Source organism: Kitasatospora sp. NPDC087861 (assembly GCF_044742585.1).
GTDB lineage: Bacteria > Actinomycetota > Actinomycetes > Streptomycetales > Streptomycetaceae > Kitasatospora.
Genome location: NZ_JBIUUS010000019.1, coordinates 99,620 through 120,043, shown reverse-complemented (window position 1 = coordinate 120,043; position 20,424 = coordinate 99,620). Strand labels below are relative to the sequence as shown.

Below are 20,424 nucleotides of genomic sequence, written 5' to 3'. Positions count from 1 at the left end.
GGGGGTGCCGGGATGAGAGCGCGCCGAGCGGGGCCCCCGCTCGGCGCCGAGGCTAAACCGGTTCAGAACCGCTGTCAACGACTCGCGCAACAACCACTCCTGCGGGCGAGTCCGCCCCCGGCGGCGAGGTGGACTCGCGCACGGTCAGCCGCGGCGTGGGCATCTGCAGGTCGCGCCCGGCCCCGGTTTCGTCGAGGGCCGCCAGCAGACTGCGGGCGACCTGCTCGCCGAGCGCGAAGGTGTCCCGGCTGAGCGCGGTCAGCGGCGGGTGGACGATCCGGGCCAGCACGGAGTCGTCGAAGGAGACGATGGACAGTTCGCCGGGCACCGCCACGCCCATCTCCCCGGCCACGCCGAGCCCGGCGACGGCCATCACGTCGCTGTCGTAGACGATCGCGGTGGGCCGGCGGGCCCGGGAGAGCAGGGCGCGGGTGGCGGCGGCGCCCTCGGCGTCGCTGAAGTCGGTGGGCACCGAGACGGCCTCCTCCAGTCCGAGCCGGCGGGAGGCGTCGCGCAGCGCGCGAATCCGTCGCTGGGTGTGCTGGAAGTGCGGCAGGCCGGCCAGGTGGGCGATCCGGCGGTGCCCGATGGCGGCCAGGTAGTCGACGATCGAGAGCATCGCCTCCCGGTCGTCGGCCCAGATCCGCAGCGGCCCACCGCCCCGGCCGGGCCCGCCCAGGACGACGGCGGGCAGGCCGAGTTCGTCCAGGACCGGCAACCGCGGGTCGCGGACCTGCAGGTCGACGACGATGAAGCCGTCGACCCGGTGCTCGGAGGCCCAGCGCCGGTAGACCTCGATCTCGGCGGCGGTGTCCTCGACCACCATCAGGTGCAGCGCGACGGAGCTGGCCGAGAGCACCGCCTGGAGGCCGGAGAGCAGTTGGCTGAAGAACGGCTCGACCCCGATGGTGCGGGCCGGGCGGGCGATCACCAGGCCGACGGCGTCGGCCCGGGCGCCGCCGAGGGCGCGCGCGGCGCTGTGCGGGCGCCAGTTCATCTCCTCGGCGACCCGCAGGATCCGGGCCCTGGTCGCCTCGCTCACGCCGGGGCGGCCGTTGAGCGCGAAGGACACCGCGCCCTTGGAGACACCGGCCTGGCGCGCGATGTCGGCGATCGTCGGTCTGGCCACAGAACCCGACTCCTTCTCTTGACATCCAAGTTTAGGCCGGAGCATAGTCCCTGGCATAGCTAGACCGGTTTAGTACGTCAGGTTCTGGAACTCGGCACCACCCCCGTGACCAGCACCACCCCCGAGCTCGGCACGATCCCCCACCCATCCCCAGGACCGGGAGACCCTCATGCGAAGAATCTGGGCGGCACTGACCACGACGGCCCTCACCGCGGCCGCGCTCACCGGCTGCGGACTCGGCTCCGGCGACAGCAAGAACAGCGACAGTGTGGCGAGTGCGGCCGCCACCGGCGAGGTCAAGGGCAAGGTCTCGATCCAGACCTGGGCGCTCAAGCCCAAGTTCACCGACTACATGCAGGGCGTGATCGACGGCTTCAAGAAGAAGTACCCCGGCGTCGAGGTCGACTGGCTCGACCAGCCCGGCGAGGGCTACTCCGACAAGGTGCTCAGCCAGGCCGCCGCCGGCGGTCTGCCCGACGTGGTCAACCTCCCGCCGGACTTCGCCTTCCCGCTGGCGAAGAAGGACCTCCTGCTGGACGTCGCCAAGGCCGACCCCAAGCTCGCCGACGAGTACGTCGCGGGCGGTGTCGAGGCCTACCGCTACACCGGCCAGAACGGCACCTTCGGCTACCCCTGGTACCTCAACACCGATGTGAACTACTGGAATTCGGAACTCCTGACCAACAACGGCCTGGACCCGAAGAAGCTCCCCGCCAGCCTCGACGACCTGATCGCCCAGGCCCGGGTGATGAAGGAGAAGTCCGGCGGCCAGACCTACCTGATGAGCCGCAAGCCGGGCCTCGGCGACCTCTACAACGCCGGCGTGAAGATCATGTCCGACGACGGCAAGTCCTTCACCTTCAACACCCCCGAGGCCGCCGCACTGCTCGACAAGTACCGCGACGCCTTCAAGGAGGGCCTGCTGCCCAAGGACGTGCTGACCAACACCTACGTCGGCAACTCCAAGCTCTTCAACGCGGGCACGGCGGCCTGGACCACCGGCGGCGGCAACTTCATCACCAGCCTCGCCACCGACAACCCGACGCTCGCCCCGAAGATGACCTCCTCCCCGACGATGGGCGTCCCGCCGCTGTACGTGCAGGGCCTGTCCATCCCGAAGACCACCAAGAACCCGGCCGCCGCGGTCGCCCTCGCCCGCTGGGTCACCAGCCCGGAGAACCAGGCCGCGTTCTCCCACCTCACCAGCGTCTTCCCGTCCACCAAGGCCTCCGCGAACGACCCGTTCTTCAGCAAGAGCGACGGCAGCAACTCCGGCGACGCCAAGGTGGTCGCCTTCGACTCGCTCGCCAAGGCCAAGCTGATCCAGCCCGTCCAGGTCGACGACGCGATGAGCACCATCATCAACCAGCAGATCGCGCTGGCCATCAGCGGCGACGCGAGCTCCAAGCAGGCGCTGGACTCCGCCGTCGAGCAGTGCAACAAGCTGCTCAAGGGCTGACCCCACCGCCACCCCGACCGTACCGGCGACGCGGCGGGAGCCCCTCGGCCCGCCGCCCCCGGGAATGACCCGCACCACCCCCAGGAAGGCAACGGCATGACCCACCGGCGTTGGTTCACCCCCTGGCTGCTCGCCGGGCCCGCACTACTCTGGCTGGCCGTCTTCAACCTCTGGCCGGCGGTCAACACGGTGATCCTGTCCTTCACCAACGCCAAGCCCCTGGGCGGCGGGCAGTTCACCGGCCTGGAGAACTACGGGCGCCTGCTCGACGACGAACAACTCGCCGACGCCCTGCTCAACAGCATCGTCTTCATGCTGGTCTGCCTGCCCCTGCTGACCGTCCTGCCGCTGCTGCTCGCCCTCCTCGTCCAGCGGAAGATCCCCGGCATCACCTTCTTCCGCACCGCCTTCTACACCCCGGTGATCGCCTCCGCCGTCGTGGTGGCACTGATCTGGGGCTGGGTCCTGGACGACCGCGGCCTGGTCAACGGCATGCTCCAGCAGAGCGGGCTGACCGACTCCCCGGTCTCCTTCCTCACCGACCGCTGGCTGCTGCTGTTCAGCGCGATCGCCCTGACCGTCTGGAAGGGGCTCGGCTACTACATGGTCATCTACCTGTCCGCGCTGGCCAACGTCCCGCGCGAACTGCACGAGGCGGCGGCCGTCGACGGCGCCAGCCCCCTCCGCCGGTTCTGGCACGTCACCCTGCCCGGGGTGCGGCCGACCATGATGCTGATCTCCGTCCTCATCTCGGTCAGCGCGCTGCGCGTCTTCTCCGAGCTGTACGTGCTCTCGCACGGGCAGGGCGGCCCCGGCGGGCGGGACATGTCGGTGGTGATGCTGATCCAGATGTACAGCCGTGGCTTCAACGGGCACCTCGGCTACGCCTCGGCGCTCAGCCTGATGCTGTTCGTCATCACCCTCGGCCCGATGCTGCTCCTGATGCGCCTGAACCGGAAGGCGGCCTGAACCCCATGACCTCCAGCCGTTCAGAGACCTCGCAGCCGTCCACGACCACAAAGCCCGCCCGGGACTCCCAGGCCTCCCAGGCCTCTCGGGCCTCTCGGGCCTCTCGGGCCTCCCGGGGCTCCCGGGGCTTCAACACCCCCTCCCCCGCCCAGACCGCCGCCCGCTACCTGCTCCTTTTGCTCGTCCTGCTGCTGGTGGTCGGCCCGTTCCTCTGGCAGCTCTCCACCTCCCTCAAGGGTCCCAACGAGGACGTCTACACCCGCACCCCGAGCTTCCTGCCCGAGCAGCTGACCTTCGGCAACTACGGCAAGGTCGCCGACACCATCCCGGTCTGGACCTACGCCCTCAACTCGCTGATCGTCGCCGCCGTCTGCATCACCGGCAACGTGGTCGGCTGCACCCTGGCCGGCTACGCGCTCGCCCGGCTGCGCTTCCGCGGCGCCAAGCTCGTCCTCGGCCTCTTCCTCGCCACCCTGGTCCTCCCCGGCGAGGTCACCATCGTCTCGCAGTACGTGCTGGTGCGCAGCCTCGGCCTGGCCGACAGCCTGGCCGGCGTCGCCCTGCCCGGCGCGATCGCGATGCTCAACGTGCTGCTGATGCGCACCGCCTTCGCCGCCGTCCCGCTCGAACTCGACCAGGCCGCCCTGGTCGACGGCGCCACCGTCTGGCAGCGGCTCTGGCACATCGGCCTGCCCAACGTGCGCGGCATGCTCAGCGTGATCGTCATCTTCACCTTCATCGGCGCCTGGGACGACTTCCTCTGGCCGCTGATCGTGCTCAACGACCCGCAGAAGTACACCCTCACCGTCGGACTCCAGTACCTGAACGGCACCTTCTCCGCCAACCCGCGGCTGATCGCGGCCGGCACCATGATCGCCTTCCTGCCGATCGTCGTGGTGTTCGGCGTCTGCCAGCGCTTCTTCTTCAAGGGCGTCGAAGAGGGTGCCGTCAAGGGTTAGGGCTTGGCTCACCGTTCCCGCCGCGCGCTGACGCGACGCGCACCGTGAGCCCAGCCCTGGCCCCACCGCCCGTTCGCCCCAACCCCGTTGAGGAAGCACCCGCCCATGACCACCCCCGCACCGCAGCGCCCCCGCTTCGGCGTCAACTACACGCCCACCGCCGGCTGGTTCCACCACTGGCTCGACTTCGACCTCGACGCCGTCCGCGCCGACCTCGACTCCGTCGCCGCGCTCGGCCTGGACCACGTCCGGGTCTTCCCGCTCTGGCCGCTGTTCCAGCCCAACCGCACCCTGATCCGCCCGCGCGCCGTCGACCAGTTGGCGGCCCTGGTGGACGCGGCCGGCGAGCGCGGCCTGGACGTCGCGGTGGACGGCCTGCAGGGCCATCTGTCGAGCTTCGACTTCCTGCCCTCGTGGACCCAGACCTGGCACCGGCGGAACATCTTCACCGACCCCGAGGTCATCGACGGCCAGGCCGCCTACCTGCGCACCCTCGCCGAGGCCCTGCGCGAACGGCCCAACTTCCTCGGCATGACGCTCGGCAACGAGATCAACCAGTTCTCCGGCGACCCGCACCCCGACCCCGACCGGATCACCCCGGAGCAGGCCGACGCCTGGCTGCGCCGGATGCTCGACGCCTGCGAGCAGGGCGCGCCCGACCGGCTGCACCTGCACGCCTCCTACGACGCCGCCTGGTACCTGGACGGGCACCCGTTCACCCCCTGGCACTCGGCCCGGATCGGCGCCGCCACCGCCGTGCACTCCTGGGTGTTCAACGGCACCGCCCAGCGCTACGGCGCGCACTCCACCGCCACCGCGCAGCACGCCGCCTACCTGGTCGAGCTCTCCAAGGCCTGGGCGGACGACCCGGCCCGCCCGGTCTGGCTCCAGGAGGTCGGCGCCCCCGCCCCGCACATCACCGCCGAGGACGCGGCCCGGTTCACCGGCGCCACCGTCGAGGCCGTGCTGGACTGCCCGGACCTGTGGGGCGTCACCTGGTGGTGCTCGCACGACGTGGACCGCTCGCTGGCCGACTTCCCCGAGCTGGAGTACAGCCTCGGCCTGCTCACCACCGACCGCAAGGTCAAGCCGGCCGGCGCCCGGCTGGCCGAGGCCGCCGCCGAGGCCCGCCGCTCCTGGCAGCCGCCCGCGCCGCGCACCACCGCCGTGGTGGTGGCCACCGGGGACGAGGTGACCTCGCCCAAGCGCTCGGTCTGCGGGCCCGGCGGCGCCGTCTACGAGGCGTTCATGCGCCTCGCCGAGGCGGGCGCCCGCCCGACCACCGTCCTCGCCGAGCGCGCCGGGGACCGGGCGCACCTGGCGGCGCGCGGAATCACCGAGGTGGTCCACCCGGACGACGTACGGTCCCTCTGACAACCCCTTGCCCCTGCCGTTCCCCCTCAGTCACGCAACGGAGCCTGCCGACATGCACGATGACCGCACCCTGGTCGAGTCCCGCCTCAAGCGCGTCCTGGACGAGCGCATCCGCCCGGCCGTCTACCCCGAGTCCGTCCCGCTGGAGGTCGGCGTCTGGACGGCGCCCGGCGAGCCCGTGCCGGTCGCCGAGGGACTGGCCGCGCCGCGCACCCCGATCGCGGTCGGCGACGCCTGGGGCGCGCCCTGGGGCACCAGTTGGCTGACCGTGACCGGCACCGTGCCCGAGGCCTGGGCCGGGCGGACGGTCGAGGCGCTGATCGACCTCGGCTTCGACGCCAACATGCCCGGCTTCCAGTGCGAGGGCCTGGTCTACCGCCCGGACGGCACCCCGGTGAAGGGCCTCAACCCGCAGAACCAGTGGGTGCGCATCGCCGCCCCCGCGGCCGGCGGCGAGCAGGTGCTGCTGCACGTCGAGGCGGCCTCCAACCCGGTGATCCTGGACTACCACCCCTTCCTGCCCACCGAGTTGGGCGACAAGGACACCGCCGGTGACCAGCCGCAGTACAAGCTGACCCGGATGGACCTCGCCGTCTTCGACGAGACGGTCTGGCAGCTGGTGCTGGACCTGGAGGTGCTCGGCGAGCTGATGGCCGAGCTGCCGGTCGAGGGCGCCCGCCGCTGGGAGATCCTGCGCGCCGTCGAGCGGGCGCTGGACGCGGTCGACCTCCAGGACGTCAACGGCACCGCGGCCGCCGCCCGTTCGGAGCTCTCCGGGGTGCTGGCCGCGCCCGCCGTGCCGTCCGCGCACCGGATCAGCGCGATCGGCCACGCACACATCGACTCCGCCTGGCTCTGGCCGCTGCGCGAGACCGTCCGCAAGGTGGCCCGCACCACCGCCAACATGACCGCGCTGCTGGAGGACGAGCCGGACTTCCTCTACACCATGTCCCAGGCGCAGCAGTTCGCCTGGATCAAGGAGCACCGCCCCGAGGTGTACGCGCGGGTGCGGAAGGCGGTGGCGGAGGGGCGGTTCGTCCCGGCCGGCGGCATGTGGGTGGAGTCCGACACCAACATGCCGAGCTCCGAGGCGATGGCACGCCAGTTCGTGCACGGCAAGCGGTTCTTCCTGGACGAGTTCGGGGTGGAGAACCACGAGGCCTGGCTGCCGGACACCTTCGGCTTCACCGGCGGCCTGCCGCAGATCATCCGCAACGCCGGCTCCAAGTGGCTGCTGACGCAGAAGATCTCGTGGAGCCAGATCAACAAGTTCCCGCACCACACCTTCCTCTGGGAGGGCATCGACGGGACCAGGATCTTCACCCACTTCCCGCCCGTGGACACCTACAACTGCTCCATGAAGGGCAGCGAGATCGCCCACGCGGCGAAGAACTTCAAGGACAAGGGGGTGGCCCGGCACTCGCTCGCCCCGACCGGCTGGGGCGACGGCGGCGGCGGCACCACCCGCGAGATGGTCGCCAAGGCCGCCCGGATGAAGGACCTGGAGGGCTCGGCCACCGTCCGCTGGGAGCGGCCCGCCGAGTTCTTCGCCAAGGCCGAGGCCGAGTACCGGAACCCGCCGGTCTGGGTCGGTGAGCTCTACCTGGAGCTGCACCGGGCCACCCTGACCAGCCAGGCGAAGACCAAGCAGGGCAACCGGCGCAGCGAGAACCTGCTGCGCGAGGCCGAACTCTGGTGCGCCACCGCGGCGTTGCGCACCGGCGCGGCCTACCCGTACGAGCCGCTGGACCGGATCTGGAAGACCGTCCTGCTGCACCAGTTCCACGACATCCTGCCCGGCTCCTCCATCGCCTGGGTGCACCGCGAGGCCGAGGCGACGTACGCGGCGGTGGCCGCGGAGCTGGAGTCGCTGATCGGGCAGGCCCAGCAGGCCCTCGCCGGGGACGCCTCCGGCAAGCGCGAACTGGTCTTCAACGCGGCGCCGCACCCGCGCTCGGCCGTTCCGGCGGGCGGGGCTGCCCCGGCCGCCTCCGGCGCGGGCGCCTGCGAGGTGGTCGAGCGGCCGGAGGGCGGCTACCTGCTGCGCAACGGGCTGCTGGACGTGGTCGTGGACGGCGAGGGCCTGGTGGCCTCGGTGGTCGAGGTCGCGAGCGGCCGGGAGACCGTCGCCCCCGGCACCCGGGCCAACCTGCTCCAGCTGCACCCCGACTTCCCCAACATGTGGGACGCCTGGGACGTCGACGAGTTCTACCGCAACACCGTCACGGACCTGACCGCCGTGGACGCGGTGACGGCCCTCTCCGCCCCGGACCAGGCCACCGTCCGGGTGTCCCGCTCCTTCGGCTCGTCCACCGTCGTCCAGACGCTCACCCTGCGGGCGGGCGAGCAGCGGCTCGACATCGACACCGAGGTCGACTGGCACGAGACCGAGAAGTTCCTCAAGGCCGCGTTCCCGCTGGACGTCCACACCGAGCGCTACGCCGCCGAGACCCAGTTCGGCCACCTCTACCGGCCCACCCACACCAACACCAGCTGGGACGCCGCCAAGTTCGAGGCCTGCAACCACCGCTTCGTCCACCTCGACGAGCCCGGCTGGGGCGTCGCCCTGGTCACCGCCTCCACCTACGGGCACGACGTCACCCGCGCCGTGCGCGACACCGACGGCGGCACCACCACCACGGTCCGCTTCTCCCTGCTGCGCGCACCCCGCTTCCCCGACCCGAAGACCGACCAGGGCCTGCACCACTTCCGGCACGCCCTCGTCCCGGGCGCGGCGATCGGCGACGCCGTCCGCGAGGGCTACCGGATCGGCCTGCCCGAGCGGCGCGTCACCGGCAGCGCCGAGCAGGTCGCGCCGCTGGTGGAGCTGGACAACGACGCCCTGGTGGTCAGCGCGGTCAAGCTCGCCGACGACCGCAGCGGCGACCTGATCGTCCGCGTCTACGAGGCCGGCGGCGGGCGCGCCCGGGGCCGGCTCACCACCTCCTACCCGCTGGCCGGGGCCGTCCCCTGCGACCTGTTGGAGCGGCCGTGGGACGGCACCCGCGGCGAGGTCGCCCTGGAGGACGGCGGGGTGCGGCTGGCGCTGCGGCCGTTCGAGCTGGTCACGCTGCGCCTGAGCGCGGCCGGCTGACCGGGGCGGCCGACCGGGCGGGTGGGGCCGCGGGTACGCCACCCGCGGCCCCACCCGTCGCGGGGGCCGTGCGCCTCGGACGCCCCACTACGCTGATCGGCGCCCCGGCCCCACCGGGCCGGGCGCCACCCCCTGCCCGCACTCGCCTGGAGCCCGCCGCGATGACCCTCACCCCGCCGCCCGCCGCCACCCCGCTGTTCGCCGCCGTGGACATCGGCGGCACGAAGATCGCCGGGGCGCTGGTCGACGGCCACGGGCGGCTGCGGCACCGGCTCCAGCTGCCCACCCCGGCCCAGGAGCCGGGCGCGGCCGTGCTCGCCGTCGTGCACGAGGTGCTGGACCAGCTGGCCGGCGCCGCCGGCTGGGCCGAGGTGACCGCCGTCGGGATCGGCAGCGCCGGCCCGGTCGACCTCGCCGCCGGCACCGTCAGCCCGGTCAACATCCCCGGCTGGCGCGGCTTCCCGCTGGTCGCCGAGGTCGCCGCGCACCCGGCGGTGGCCGCCCGGGGCCTGCCCGTCCGGCTGGCCGGGGACGGCGTCGCGATGGCCGCCGCCGAACACTGGCAGGGCGCGGCCCGGGGCGCGGACAACGCGCTGTGCCTGGTGGTGTCGACGGGCGTCGGCGCCGGACTGGTGCTCGACGGCGCCGTCCGGCCCGGCCCCAGCGGCAACGCCGGCCACCTCGGCCACATCACCGTCGAGCTGGACGGCGAGCCCTGCCCGTGCGGCTCGCGCGGCTGCCTGGAAGGCCTCGCCAGCGGCACCGCGATCGCCCGCCGGGCCCTCGCCGAGGGCTGGCGCCCGAGCGGGGAGGACCACTCGGCCCGCGCCGTCGCCGACGCCGCCGGGGCGGGCGACCCGATCGCGCTCGCCTCCTTCGACCGCGCCGCCCAGGCCCTCGCCGCCGGGATCGCCGCCACCGCGGCCCTGGTCGACCTCGACCGGGTGGTGGTCGGCGGCGGCGTCGCCACCGCCGGCGACCTGCTGTTCGCGCCGCTCGCCCGCCACCTCGACCGCTACGCCACGCTGTCCTACGTCCGCGGCCTCGACGTCCGCCGCGCCGAGCTCGGCACCGACGCCGGGCTGATCGGCGCCGCGGCGCTCTGCCGCTGACCCGCACCCTTCGGAGGCCGCGCCGTGCCGCTCCCGCCCTTCGCCCTGCTCCACAACCCGGTCCGCCCGTACGCGTGGGGCTCGCCCACCGCCATCCCCGCGCTGACCGGCACCCCGCCCACCGGCGCCCCGCAGGCCGAACTGTGGATGGGCGCACACCCGTCGGCGCCGTCCACCCTGGACGGACCCGACGGACCGCAGCCGCTGGACGAGCTGATCCGCCAGGACCCGGACGGCCTGCTCGGGCCCGGCACCGTACGGCGCTTCGGCCCGGCGCTGCCGTTCCTGTTCAAGCTGCTGGCCGCCGACCGGGCGCTCTCCCTCCAGGTCCACCCGACCCGGGCCCAGGCCGCGGCCGGGTACGCGGACGAGGAGGCCCGCGGCATTCCACTCGACGCGCCCCGGCGGATCTACCGGGACCGCGAGCACAAGCCCGAACTGATCTGCGCACTGGGCGAGTTCGAGGCGCTGTGCGGTTTCCGTCCGGCCGCCGACACGGCTCGGCTGCTGGACGCGCTCGCCGTCCCGCTGCTCGCCCCCTGGGCCGAGGCCCTGCGCGGGCGGCACCCCGCCGAGGTACTGCCCGCGCTGCTGCGCCGGTTCCTGGCCGAGGACCGGCCCGGAAGAGGCCAACTCGCTGACGTCAACCGGTCGTTGCAGCGGGTCGCGGCCGCCGGCGGCCCGTTCGCCGAGGCCTGCGCCGGCTACGCCCGCGCCGCGGACGAGTACCCCGGCGACCCGGGCCTGATCGCGGCGCTGCTGCTCAACCACGTACGGCTTCGCGCGGGCCAGGCCCTGTACCTGGACGCCGGGGTGCCGCACGCCTATCTCCGGGGCCTGGGCGTGGAGTTGATGGCCAGCTCGGACAACGTGCTGCGCTGCGGACTCACCCCCAAGCACGTGGACGTCGACGGCCTGCTGGCGGTCACGTCCTTCCGCGCGGGCGAACCCCGCGTCCTCGCGGCGCTCCCGCGCGACCCCGTCGAGGACGAATTCCCCTCCCCCGCCGAGGAGTTCCGCCTCTCCCGGCTGCACCCCGGCGCGGCCGCCGCCCGCATGGAGCTGCCCACCCCGCAGATCCTGCTCTGCGTCGCGGGTCGCGCCCGACTGCACGCACCCGGCTTCGCGGACCTCGACCTGCCTCCCGGCGCGTCCGCCTACCTGCGGCCGGGCGCCGGACCGGTCGGGCTGACCGGCCCGGGCGCGGAGCTGTTCCGGGCCACCACCGGCGCCCCCGCCCAGGCGGGCGTCGGGCAGCCGAACAGCAGGTCGTAGCCGTCCGGAAGCTGATCGACCACGCGGTCGACGACGTCCCTCGGAGCCAGGTCGACGAGGGTGCTGAGCACCGCCCCGATGTCCCACGGCGCGGTCGCCTCGGTCGCGCCGTCGATCCACCCGCCCACACCGCGCACGAAGCGCTCGGCGGTCAGCGGCTCGGCGGCGGGCCCGGCGTCGCGCAGGATCGCGGCGTACGTCTCGGGCAGTGCGTCGGCGAGGTCGGCCCGTGCGGTCCCGACCAGGTGCTCGCCGAGCAGTGCGAGCACGACCCGGATGGCGTGCTCCGCCTCCCCCTCGTTCCGGTACTCCCCGCGTTCGACGACGCGGGCGCGAAAGTCCTCCCGGGAGCTGGTCATCGCGTCCTCCTTCCGGTCGGCGGAATCCCGCGGGAACCGGCGGCGGCCCGCCTGACGGCCGGGGGCCCGATCGCCGGCGCCGGAGGCCGACGGCCCGGTGACAGGCGACAAGAGGCCTGGTGGGACGGCGGCCGGCGACGGTCGGCCGGTGGCCTGCGACGGAAGGCCGGTGACCGGAGGCGGCGGGGTCCGGCCGGTGACGCCGACGCGGCCCGCGACCGCGGTGGGGCGTCCCGGTGCCCGTGCTGCTCAGCCTACTGCGGCGCGGCGGGAGGGAGACCGGCCGGGCGGATCGACGCCGTTGTCGATCACGCCGCCGGCCCGCACCCGGTCCGGCGCGGGGGCTACCGGGGACGGGGCCCCGGCGTCAGGCCGCCGAGGCCCGGCACCGTCTGCGGGTCCGGCTCGGCGAGGCGGTGCTCGACCGGACCGCCACGCGCTGCGGCGAGGTTGTGGGCGGCGCGGTGGGCAGTGCCGCCACGGCCCGTTCGGCGTCCGGCATAAACGCCGCGAGAAAACTCCGCTCGTTCGAGCTGAGCTTGCGCGAGCGGCCGGATTCGCGATCCCGCGCGACCACCACGGTTCTGGCCCGCATAAAGGTGAGCGGATCACGGCAGACATTCACCACGACATGCGCGGAACTTCTTCCGATCCGTTCCACGGTCAGCCGCACCGACAATGGCTCGGGCCGGTGGTGCAACTGCTCCAGGAAATCGATCTCGTGCCGCGCGATAATGAATCCGGACGGGAAAAGGGATTCCCGGACGGCGGTCGCGTGGTGGCAGAACAGGTCGTAAATCCCCTCCTGGACGTAGCCGACCAGCCGGGCGTTGTTGATGTGCCCGTTCTCGTCGACGTCGCTCCACCGGGTGGGGCAGGACAGCACATGCCCGCCCGGACGCAGCGCGCTCACTGCTGCGTCAGCCCGGCGCCGGTCGCGGCGGGGAGCAGAGCCCGCTGCAACCTGGCGTAGTAGCCCGACTGTTCGGCCGCCATCCGGGCCGCCGTCCAACCCTCTTCAGCGGCTTCCGCAGCGGCCTGGACGACCAGGCTGTCGAGCACCGCATCGACGGACCGGCAGAGTTCGGCGACCGCCGCGAGCCGCTCGGTGACATCGGAACCACCGGCCACGCCCCGGGCCGGGAAAGCGGCCAGCGATTCCGCCGCGAGCTGCAGGTCGTCGACGGTGTCCGGCATTTTCTCCGGCATGTTGTCCGGCATGAAATTCGACATATTTTTCTCCAGGACTCATTCCGGCCATTACGGCCCAGTAGCTAGTGTTCGAATACACCGAATCGGCGTCGGCCCCCCGACGCCTTCGACGCTATCCCAGCCGGCACGGTCGACGGATGGTTTACGGACGGCGACGGGAAACTCACTTCTATTGGAGTAGTTTGCCGGGGTACACAATATGCCCCATCATCCGAATGCCGTCGGCAGTTCGGGTGACATCGCCGACCCGAACCCTGAAACCGGCACCCGTGCGTCGCACATGTGCTACCAGGCTCCCCACCACCTCGCCTTGTAGAGGTGCGTCCCGCGCAGCGTCCGCGTCCCGTCCGGCCGGTGCAGGATGATCACCGAGGTGCACCAGTCGCACGGGCCGGTGTGGTCCGGGGCCACGGTGAGCAGCCGACCGGTGCCGGGCTCGTCGCCGATGCTCTTGACGTCCCGGACGGCTGCGGGGTCGCCCAGCCGCACGGCGGTGAAGCGGTCGTCCGCCGGGTCGTAGCGCCAAAGGTGGGTCAGGGTACTCACCCAGAACCGCCCGGGCGCGGCCAGCACCGGCGCGAGGTCGTGCCCGCCGTGGTCCGGCAGCGGCGTCGTACGGACGACGGTCAGGGTGGGCGCCGCCGGGGTGCCGCCCACCCGCAGCGCGATGAGCACGTCGTCGCCGAGCGCCCAGAGCAGGCCCGTCCGCCCTTCCCAGTGCACGCCGTGCGCGCCCGGGAGCCGGTAGGCGGCGTGTGCGGTGGCGCGCGGGCCCTGCGAGGCCGCGTACACCCGGACCCACCCACCGCCGCTCGCCGTGACCGCGACGTTGCCGTCCGGCAGCAGCTCGATGCTGTGCGGATTGGCCCCCTCGCCCACGTCCGCCGCCCAGCGGGTCACGCCGGTGGCGGTCTCGACGACGGCGGCCAGCCCGCCGGAGGCGGTGGCCAGCAGGTAGCGCCGGCCCTGCCGGACCCGGCTCTTCGCCTCGTCCGGGTTCGTCCAGCTCCGCGCGGGTGCCAGGTCCGCGAGGTCGGCCGCCCGGTCGGCGCTCCAGCCCCAGACGACGGGCAGCCACCCCGGGCCCTGGTAGGCCATCAGCTCCTCGGCGCTCTGCAGCACCAGGACGCGACGGGACGCCTGGTCCACCACCACGACCGCCCACCCGGGCGACCTGGCCTGCGCACCGGTCGCCGGCACGCAGAACAGCAGGGCGCACAGGCCTACCAGCGTTCTCCTCAGCACGCCCCCACCGTGCTTGCTCCCGGGCCGCTTTGCACGGCGGGGCGTCCGAACGGCCGCGCTCGGTAACGCCCGGAGACGACGTCACCGCCCCGAGGCGAGGTCACCGCCCCGAGGCGAGGTCACCGCCCGGAAACGACGTCCGCGACCCGGGCGATCGGCGAGGTGGTGCTCCGACCGGCCGCCTCCTGGCGGTCGGCCGCGTGGTAGGCCGCATACATCGCGTGCACCCCGATCCAGCGCAGCGGCTCCGGCTCCCAGCGGCGCACGGTGTGGCCCACCCAGGGCAGCCGGGTCAGCTCGGTGTCCCGGCCGAGGACGAGGTCGCGCAGTGTCCGGCCGGCCAGGTTCGTCGTGGTGACCCCGCTGCCGACGTACCCGCCCGCCCAGCCGAGACCGCTCGCCCGGTCCAGCTCGACCGTGGCGCACCAGTCCCGGGGGACGCCCAGCACCCCCGCCCAGGCGTGGTCGATCCGGGCCTGCGCGGCGGCCGGGAAGAAACGGTTCAGGATCCCGCGCAGCTGGCGCACCGTCTCCACCTGGGTGCCGCCGTCGGAGTCCGTCCGCGAACCGAACCGGTACGGCACCCCCCGGCCGCCCAGCGCGATCCGGTCGTCGGCGGTGCGCTGCGCGTACATGTAGGCGTGCGCGAAGTCGCCCAGCACCTCGCGGCCCTGCCAGCCCGCGTCCGCCCAGAAGGCGGCGGGCAGCGGCTCGGTGGCGATCATCGCGGAGTTCATCGGCAGCCAGGTCCGCCGCTCACCGCGCAGCCCGGCCGTGAATCCCTCGGTGGCGCGCAGCACATGATCGGCCGTCACCGTGCCGTGCGGCGTCACCGCACGCGGCCGGCCGTACGCGGTGCCCGGCAGGATCGTGGTCACCGCCGTCCCCTCGTGCACCTCCACCCCCAGCTCGCGCACCACCCGCACCAGGCCGCGCACCAGCTCGGCCGGCTGGATCCGCGCGCCGTACGGCGACCAGGTGCCGCCCAGGACGCCTGCGACGGCTATCCGGTCGGCCGCCTCCTTGGCGCCCAGCAGCTCGACGCGGCCGGGGCCGTACGCCTGCTCGGCCTCGGCGAAAGCCCGCAGCCTTTCCAACTGGGCCTTGTTCCTGGCGACTTCGAGGACCCCGCCGCGCACGATGTCCGCGTCGATCCCCTCGGCGGCGGCGACGTCCACCACCTCGCCGACGGCCTCGTCCATCGCCCGTTGCATCGCCGCGGCCGGGTGCCACCCGTACCGCTTGGCGAACGCGCCCCGCCCCGCGAAGCCGTTGTACAGCCAGCCGCCGTTGCGCCCGGAGGCACCGTAGCCGCAGAACCGCCGCTCCAGCAGCGCGATCCGCAGCGACGGCTCCGCCTTCTTCAGGAAGTACGCCGTCCAGAGCCCGGTGTACCCGCCGCCGACGATGCACACGTCCACGTCCGCACTGCCGGGCAGCGGCGGCCCCGGCACCGGCACCCCACCCGCCGCGTACCAGAACGACACCTCGCCGTTGACCGCCACCGCAACCTCCCGCGCCCTCGCCGACCTGCCCGGACGCTACCCCCCGCCCCTCGGCGCGGAACACCCTCACACTGCCAAGATCCCCGCCCCCGGCCAGCCACCCTGTCAGTCCTCCAGCAGCTCCAACACCCGCGTCCAGCTGTACGCCCCCGGCACGAACTCCGCGATCCGCACCCCCATACCCCGCAGCCTCGCCAGGCTCTCCCCGTACGCCGGATGCACCGCCTGCGCCGCACTCAGGCACGGCTGCACCGCCACCGGGACGCCCCACCCGTACGACTCGCAGAGGATGCCGAGCGCCAACGTGTCCGAGATCCCCGCCGCCCACTTGTTGATCGTGTTGAACGTCGCCGGCGCCACGACGATCGCGTCCGGATCCGGCAACGGCCGCGGATCCCCCGGCCGCCGCCAGGCCGAGCGGACGGGATACCCCGTCCGCGCCACGATCCCCTCCTCATCGATGAACCCCATCGCCGGCGGCGTCGCCACCACCCCCACCTCCCAGCCCTTCTCCTGCGCGGCGGCGATCAACTCCCCCACCCCGCCCGCCACTCCCGCCGCACACACCACGACGTACAGCACCGGCTTCCCGTCCCCACGCACTTCCGCACTCTCCTCTCGCCACCAACACACCACACGCCAACCGGACCGCCCATCCCGCTCCACCACGGGATCCGCCCGCACGACCCTCCCGGACGGCTCCGCGGCGGCTCCCCACAACTCGCCTCGCCCGGTGGGCCGCTCGCGTGCGTCCGAGGATGCGGCCATGGGGACGCTACTACCGTTGAGAACACCCGGCATTCTGCGACGGCAGCGGCTACTTGAGGCCCTGCGTGACGCGGATGAGCTCCTGGTCCGAGAGCGGGGCCGGCCCACCCACCGTGTCGGCGGTCTCGCGGACCACGAGGTCAGGTTGCCGCTCGCAGCTCCAGCCGATGCTGAGCGTCAAGGTGCGGCCGTCGGCGCTGACGAGCAACTGGCCGACCGTGGCGCCCTTGTGGACCTTCATGCCCGGGGGGCTGGAACACCCAAGCCGTCACCGCGACGCCACCCACCACGACGCCTGCGGTCACGATGGCGGCCGGATTCCTGCGCCGTCGAAGCCTCACCATGCGACGAACAGTCCCGAACACGGGCGCGACCGGCGCCGGGTGCCGCGCCCCCACGGCTTCGTGGGAGCGCGGTACCCGGCGTCGCGGGGCCGCCGGATCAGCCGATGGTGGAGCCGGCTACGGGCGCGGAGAGTTCGACGGTCCTGCCGTTGAGGCCGGTCTGCACGAACTGCCACGTGAGGCCGTTGATGACGCCCTGGCCGAGCGGAGCGAACTGAGCGAAGGCGGGCTGGCTGAGGTCGATGTGGGTGGATTCGCAGGAGAGGCACTTGTCCCTGACCGGGACGGTGACGGTCTTGCCCTGGTAGGTGACCTTGACCGAGATGCCCTGACACAGAGGGTCGTTGTTGGGGTTGGCGGCGGTCCACCAGGCGGGGGAGACGGCGACGAGCAGCTGGCTGGACGCGTCGATCGGGGTGCCGCAGGCGCCGTAGCCGGCGTCGGTGTAGTAGGTGGCCTTGCCGGTCATGGGCTGGTTGATCGGTATCGAGGCGCTGGCGGTACCGGCGGTGAGGGCGATGAGGGCGGCGGCCGCGAGCGGGGCGCCCGCGAGGATCCTGAGGTTCTTGCTGATGGCGCGCATGGTTCCCTCCGGTTCGATAGCCATGGGCATGACAGACGAAAGTCGCCAAGGCCGCAAGGGAATTCGGCGGCGCCATGCCCATCCGAGTAAAGGGAACGTATGCGCTCGGCATTGATGTGGTCCAGACCTCCGCCATGTTGGCATGAACACAAGGCATGAACCTTTACCAATGCGGCCGAAGGGGCGAAGATACGTGACCGCTCCGCAACGCAGGGTGTTGACAGGCCACCACACCCGCCCACGGAGGCTCCGTCACATGCGCACCGCACTCGCCGCCCTGCCCCTCGGCGCCGTCCTGATCCCGGCCACCGCCACCCCTGCCACGGCCACCCCGGCAACCGCCACCCCGGCCACGGCCGCACCCACCGCCGCCACCCCGGCCACGGCCGCACCCACCGCCGCCGCACCCCACGAGGTGAACCAGGGCTACAGCATCCCCGTCGGCGCCGTCACCGACCTCGGCGCCCTGCCCGTACTCGGCAGCCTCGGGCTGGACTTCGCCCGGCTGCTGGGGCAGTAGCCGGGGCCGTAGGGGATCAGAGTCGCACGCTGAACAGACCCCCGGAGAGCGGGTGTCGGTCCGACCGGGCGGACGTGATGTAGAGCGTCCGCCCGTCCGCCCCGCCGAAGGCGCAACTGGTCACGCGCGGCACCGGCAGCTCCACCGAGGCCAGCACCACGCCCTCCGGCGAGAGGCAGTGCACCGCCCAGCCGTCCCAGAACGCCACCCACAGGTTGCCGTCGGCGTCGAGCGTCATGCCGTCCGGCGAGCCCGGCAGGTGGGAGACGTCGAGCGAGCGGATCCGCTCGACGACCGGGCCGTGCTCGGGGTACGCGTAGAGGACGATGCGGCGTGTCGTCGTGTCGATGTGCCAGAGCCGGTCGGGCTCCGGCCAGGCCAGGCCGTTGGGGATGTCGAGCCCGCCGAGGATCGCCCGGACGCCACCGTCCGGCTCCAGGCGGTACAGCGATCCGGGCTCACGCGGTTCGCCGCGCCCCATCGTGCCGGCGACCGGGCGGCCGTACGGGTCGGTCTTGCCGTCGTTCATCCGGCGGTCCGGGCGGTCGGCCTCGACGGCGGCGACCAGCGTGGTGCGGCCGGTCGCCGGGTCGAGCAGTTCGAAGCCCCGCTCGGTGGCGAGCATCAGCTCGCCGTCGCCGTACGGCATCAACGTGCCGGGGGTGACGTCGAGTTGGAGGGACCGGATCTCGCCCGAGGACGGCTCCAGGGTGAGCACCCGCCGGTCGGGGATGCCGATCCAGCGCAGCAGCTGCGTGCCGGGATCCCACAGCGGGCCCTCGCCCAGGTCCAGGTAGGGCGTATCGGCGACGGGTTCGGCACGCACGGCAGGGCTCTCCTCAACAGGCGTCAGCACAGCAGGACTTCGGGCGGCATCGTGGTCATCCCACCGTCCACGGCGGGGCGGGCACCGCCGGCGAACGACGGTTCCTCGCTCGCCAGGAAGCCGACCGCCCGGGCGGACCTCGGCTACCCGGGCGACCTCGGCCACGCTGCCGAGCCGCCCCGGTGGGGACGACCGTAGCACCGCCGCGCTCGGCTGCGGATCCGTCCGCGCCTGCCCACTCCGCCCGACCGGGACGCAGTCGGGCGCACGCGTCGGCGGCCTGCACCAGGAGGCCGACCAGGGCACCTTCGTCTCGCACAGTGCCCGGCACTCCGTCACCTATCCCACGGCGCACCGGCCCCGTCCCCTGACGCGGTCGCCCAGGCGCTGCGCGAGGCAGGGCAGGGCAGGGCAGCGGCGGCCTTCGAGTGGCGGCGCCGGTGGTTCCAGTGCTCCTGGTGGTCCCGATGACGCTTCCCCCGAAGGCCACCGGGACCACCCCCACCCGGGTTAGGCTCGGTCCGCGCGGCGGCCGTCCGCGCCACCGACCGAGGGGGAGCGTGTGATCGGGGACCTGCTGCCGGACGCCGTCGTCACCGAGGTGGCCTACGACGACCCGCCGGAGGCCCGGCTGGAGCCAGCCGAGGAGGCGGCCGTCGCCCAGGCCGTCGCCAAGCGCCGCCGCGAGTTCACCACCGTCCGCCACTGCGCCCGCACCGCCCTCACCCGCCTCGGCGTCCCCTACCGCCCGCTGGTCCCCGGCCAGCGCGGCGCCCCGAGCTGGCCCGACGGCGTCGTCGGCAGCCTCACCCACTGCGACGGCTTCCGCGCCGCCGCCGTCGCCAAGGCGGACGACCTCGCCTCGGTCGGCATCGACGCCGAGCCCGCCCTCCCGCTCCCGGACGACGTCCTGGACGTCATCGGGCTGCCCGACGAGCGCAAGCGGATCGCCGAGCTGCTCGCCGAACACCCGGGCACCCCGTGGGACCGCATCCTGTTCAGCGCCAAGGAGTCCGTCTACAAGGCGTGGTTTCCGCTGACCGGGCTGTTCCTGGACTTCAGCGAGGCCGACCTGGTCCTCTCCCCCGACGGCTCCTTCACCGCCCGCCTGCTGGTCCCCGGCCCGACGGTCGGCGACCGCCGCGTCGAGGGCTTCGACGGCCGCTGGACCGTCCGGGACGGCCTGCTCGCCACTGCCATCGCGGTGGCCCGGTAGTGCGGCCCGCCGACGACCGCACTCGGCATATCCTCGACCCCGTGACCGTGACCTATGTGATAGCCGGCGCCCGGATCCGCACGCTGGAGGACTTCTGGGACGTCGTCGGGGAGACCATCGGCAGCGACGGCTACTTCGGCCGGAACCTCGACGCCTTCGCCGACTGCCTGCGCGGCGGCTACGGCACCCCCGAGGACGGCGACTACCTGATCGAGTGGCGCGACCACGAGGTCTCCCGGCGCAACCTCGGCTACCCGGAGACGGTCCGCCAGCTGGAGCTGCGGCTGGGCCACTGCCACCCCGCCAACCGCGAGCACGTCCGCGCCGACCTCGCCGCCGCCCGGGCCGGACAGGGGCCGACGGTCTTCGACTGGCTCGTCCGGATCATCGAGGAGGAGCACCCCGGAGGCCTCCGCTTGGCCTAACGCTCGCCGCTGGATCCTGCCGGGCCCAGCACACAGGCCCAGCACGCAGG

At 73.2% G+C, this 20,424-nt stretch carries 20 protein-coding genes; 10 read left to right on the top strand and 10 right to left on the bottom strand.

Translation table 11 applies throughout. The annotated features are described in order from the left end of the window. Window positions 1-52 precede the first annotated feature (52 nt). A complete protein-coding gene (locus ACIOJE_RS25905) occupies window positions 53-1,129 on the bottom strand; it encodes a LacI family DNA-binding transcriptional regulator (protein ID WP_280684057.1) in 1,077 nt (358 codons plus the stop codon). 169 nt (window positions 1,130-1,298) lie between these two features. Between ACIOJE_RS25905 and ACIOJE_RS25900 the strand changes: the two genes are divergently transcribed. The 7 genes from ACIOJE_RS25900 to manA all read left to right on the top strand — a co-directional run bounded on the left by ACIOJE_RS25900 (window position 1,299) and on the right by manA (window position 11,371). Further along, on the top strand, window positions 1,299-2,588 hold the full coding sequence (locus ACIOJE_RS25900; RefSeq protein ID WP_280684059.1) for a sugar ABC transporter substrate-binding protein: 1,290 nt from the start codon (window positions 1,299-1,301) through the stop codon (window positions 2,586-2,588). Window positions 2,589-2,684: 96 nt separating this feature from the next. Beyond that, window positions 2,685-3,557: a sugar ABC transporter permease gene (locus ACIOJE_RS25895; RefSeq protein WP_280684061.1), complete on the top strand. Its 873-nt coding sequence runs from the start codon at window positions 2,685-2,687 to the stop codon at window positions 3,555-3,557. A 5-nt stretch (window positions 3,558-3,562) separates the two neighbouring features. Continuing rightward, entirely contained in the window at window positions 3,563-4,516 is a 954-nt protein-coding gene (locus ACIOJE_RS25890; protein WP_400779177.1) for a carbohydrate ABC transporter permease, read from the top strand. A gap of 105 nt (window positions 4,517-4,621) precedes the next feature. Beyond that, on the top strand, window positions 4,622-5,890 hold the full coding sequence (locus tag ACIOJE_RS25885) for a glycosyl hydrolase (protein WP_400779175.1): 1,269 nt from the start codon (window positions 4,622-4,624) through the stop codon (window positions 5,888-5,890). Between the two features lie 52 nt (window positions 5,891-5,942). Then, window positions 5,943-8,984, top strand: coding sequence for an alpha-mannosidase (locus ACIOJE_RS25880; protein ID WP_400779173.1), 3,042 nt, complete (start codon window positions 5,943-5,945; stop codon window positions 8,982-8,984). A gap of 161 nt (window positions 8,985-9,145) precedes the next feature. Beyond that, window positions 9,146-10,096, top strand: coding sequence for an ROK family protein (locus ACIOJE_RS25875; protein WP_400779171.1), 951 nt, complete (start codon window positions 9,146-9,148; stop codon window positions 10,094-10,096). A gap of 24 nt (window positions 10,097-10,120) precedes the next feature. Beyond that, window positions 10,121-11,371, top strand: coding sequence for a mannose-6-phosphate isomerase, class I (gene manA, locus ACIOJE_RS25870; RefSeq protein WP_400779169.1), 1,251 nt, complete (start codon window positions 10,121-10,123; stop codon window positions 11,369-11,371). Here the strand turns inward: manA and ACIOJE_RS25865 are convergent. The 8 genes from ACIOJE_RS25865 to ACIOJE_RS25830 all read right to left on the bottom strand — a co-directional run bounded on the left by ACIOJE_RS25865 (window position 11,254) and on the right by ACIOJE_RS25830 (window position 17,387). Continuing rightward, complete coding sequence (locus ACIOJE_RS25865; RefSeq protein ID WP_280684073.1) at window positions 11,254-11,730, bottom strand: DUF2267 domain-containing protein; 477 nt, start codon at window positions 11,728-11,730, stop codon at window positions 11,254-11,256. The two genes, manA and ACIOJE_RS25865, sit on opposite strands and share 118 nt — an antisense overlap. A gap of 367 nt (window positions 11,731-12,097) precedes the next feature. Next, complete coding sequence (locus ACIOJE_RS25860; protein ID WP_280684075.1) at window positions 12,098-12,643, bottom strand: thioesterase family protein; 546 nt, start codon at window positions 12,641-12,643, stop codon at window positions 12,098-12,100. Beyond that, window positions 12,640-12,963, bottom strand: a complete 324-nt coding sequence (locus tag ACIOJE_RS25855; protein ID WP_400779166.1) for a hypothetical protein — start codon at window positions 12,961-12,963, stop codon at window positions 12,640-12,642. The genes ACIOJE_RS25860 and ACIOJE_RS25855 overlap by 4 nt, the downstream gene beginning before the upstream one ends. Window positions 12,964-13,227: 264 nt before the next feature. Further along, on the bottom strand, window positions 13,228-14,187 hold the full coding sequence (locus ACIOJE_RS25850) for a DUF6528 family protein (protein ID WP_400779164.1): 960 nt from the start codon (window positions 14,185-14,187) through the stop codon (window positions 13,228-13,230). Window positions 14,188-14,306: 119 nt separating this feature from the next. Continuing rightward, window positions 14,307-15,692, bottom strand: a complete 1,386-nt coding sequence (locus ACIOJE_RS25845; protein ID WP_400779162.1) for an NAD(P)/FAD-dependent oxidoreductase — start codon at window positions 15,690-15,692, stop codon at window positions 14,307-14,309. A gap of 105 nt (window positions 15,693-15,797) precedes the next feature. After that, on the bottom strand, window positions 15,798-16,295 hold the full coding sequence (locus ACIOJE_RS25840; RefSeq protein WP_400779160.1) for a flavoprotein: 498 nt from the start codon (window positions 16,293-16,295) through the stop codon (window positions 15,798-15,800). 214 nt (window positions 16,296-16,509) lie between these two features. Beyond that, a complete protein-coding gene (locus ACIOJE_RS25835) occupies window positions 16,510-16,701 on the bottom strand; it encodes a hypothetical protein (RefSeq protein WP_280684084.1) in 192 nt (63 codons plus the stop codon). 200 nt (window positions 16,702-16,901) lie between these two features. Beyond that, window positions 16,902-17,387, bottom strand: a complete 486-nt coding sequence (locus tag ACIOJE_RS25830) for a cysteine/serine endopeptidase inhibitor (RefSeq protein ID WP_280684086.1) — start codon at window positions 17,385-17,387, stop codon at window positions 16,902-16,904. Window positions 17,388-17,643: 256 nt separating this feature from the next. Here ACIOJE_RS25830 and ACIOJE_RS25825 point away from each other — a divergent pair, with 256 nt between their 5' ends. Then, window positions 17,644-17,907 (top strand): hypothetical protein, encoded by a 264-nt coding sequence (locus tag ACIOJE_RS25825; RefSeq protein ID WP_400779157.1) that lies wholly within the window; start codon window positions 17,644-17,646, stop codon window positions 17,905-17,907. Window positions 17,908-17,923: 16 nt separating this feature from the next. On the opposite strand, the gene ACIOJE_RS25820 is transcribed toward ACIOJE_RS25825, so the two are convergent. Beyond that, window positions 17,924-18,733, bottom strand: a complete 810-nt coding sequence (locus tag ACIOJE_RS25820; RefSeq protein ID WP_400779155.1) for an SMP-30/gluconolactonase/LRE family protein — start codon at window positions 18,731-18,733, stop codon at window positions 17,924-17,926. 562 nt (window positions 18,734-19,295) lie between these two features. Between ACIOJE_RS25820 and ACIOJE_RS25815 the strand changes: the two genes are divergently transcribed. Continuing rightward, on the top strand, window positions 19,296-19,949 hold the full coding sequence (locus ACIOJE_RS25815; RefSeq protein WP_280684092.1) for a 4'-phosphopantetheinyl transferase: 654 nt from the start codon (window positions 19,296-19,298) through the stop codon (window positions 19,947-19,949). Window positions 19,950-19,990: 41 nt separating this feature from the next. Beyond that, window positions 19,991-20,374, top strand: coding sequence for a barstar family protein (locus ACIOJE_RS25810; protein ID WP_280684094.1), 384 nt, complete (start codon window positions 19,991-19,993; stop codon window positions 20,372-20,374). The last annotated feature ends 50 nt before the right edge of the window (window positions 20,375-20,424 follow it).

Coding starts and splice junctions, on each gene's coding strand:
- ACIOJE_RS25830 (WP_280684086.1), bottom strand. CDS start 17,387: ATGCGCGCCATCAGCAAGAACCTCAGGATCCTCGCGGGCGCCCCGCTC.
- ACIOJE_RS25890 (WP_400779177.1), top strand. CDS start 3,563: ATGACCTCCAGCCGTTCAGAGACCTCGCAGCCGTCCACGACCACAAAG.
- ACIOJE_RS25835 (WP_280684084.1), bottom strand. CDS start 16,701: ATGAAGGTCCACAAGGGCGCCACGGTCGGCCAGTTGCTCGTCAGCGCC.
- ACIOJE_RS25875 (WP_400779171.1), top strand. CDS start 9,146: ATGACCCTCACCCCGCCGCCCGCCGCCACCCCGCTGTTCGCCGCCGTG.
- ACIOJE_RS25900 (WP_280684059.1), top strand. CDS start 1,299: ATGCGAAGAATCTGGGCGGCACTGACCACGACGGCCCTCACCGCGGCC.
- ACIOJE_RS25895 (WP_280684061.1), top strand. CDS start 2,685: ATGACCCACCGGCGTTGGTTCACCCCCTGGCTGCTCGCCGGGCCCGCA.
- ACIOJE_RS25825 (WP_400779157.1), top strand. CDS start 17,644: ATGCGCACCGCACTCGCCGCCCTGCCCCTCGGCGCCGTCCTGATCCCG.
- ACIOJE_RS25855 (WP_400779166.1), bottom strand. CDS start 12,963: ATGTCGAATTTCATGCCGGACAACATGCCGGAGAAAATGCCGGACACC.
- ACIOJE_RS25880 (WP_400779173.1), top strand. CDS start 5,943: ATGCACGATGACCGCACCCTGGTCGAGTCCCGCCTCAAGCGCGTCCTG.
- ACIOJE_RS25865 (WP_280684073.1), bottom strand. CDS start 11,730: ATGACCAGCTCCCGGGAGGACTTTCGCGCCCGCGTCGTCGAACGCGGG.
- ACIOJE_RS25885 (WP_400779175.1), top strand. CDS start 4,622: ATGACCACCCCCGCACCGCAGCGCCCCCGCTTCGGCGTCAACTACACG.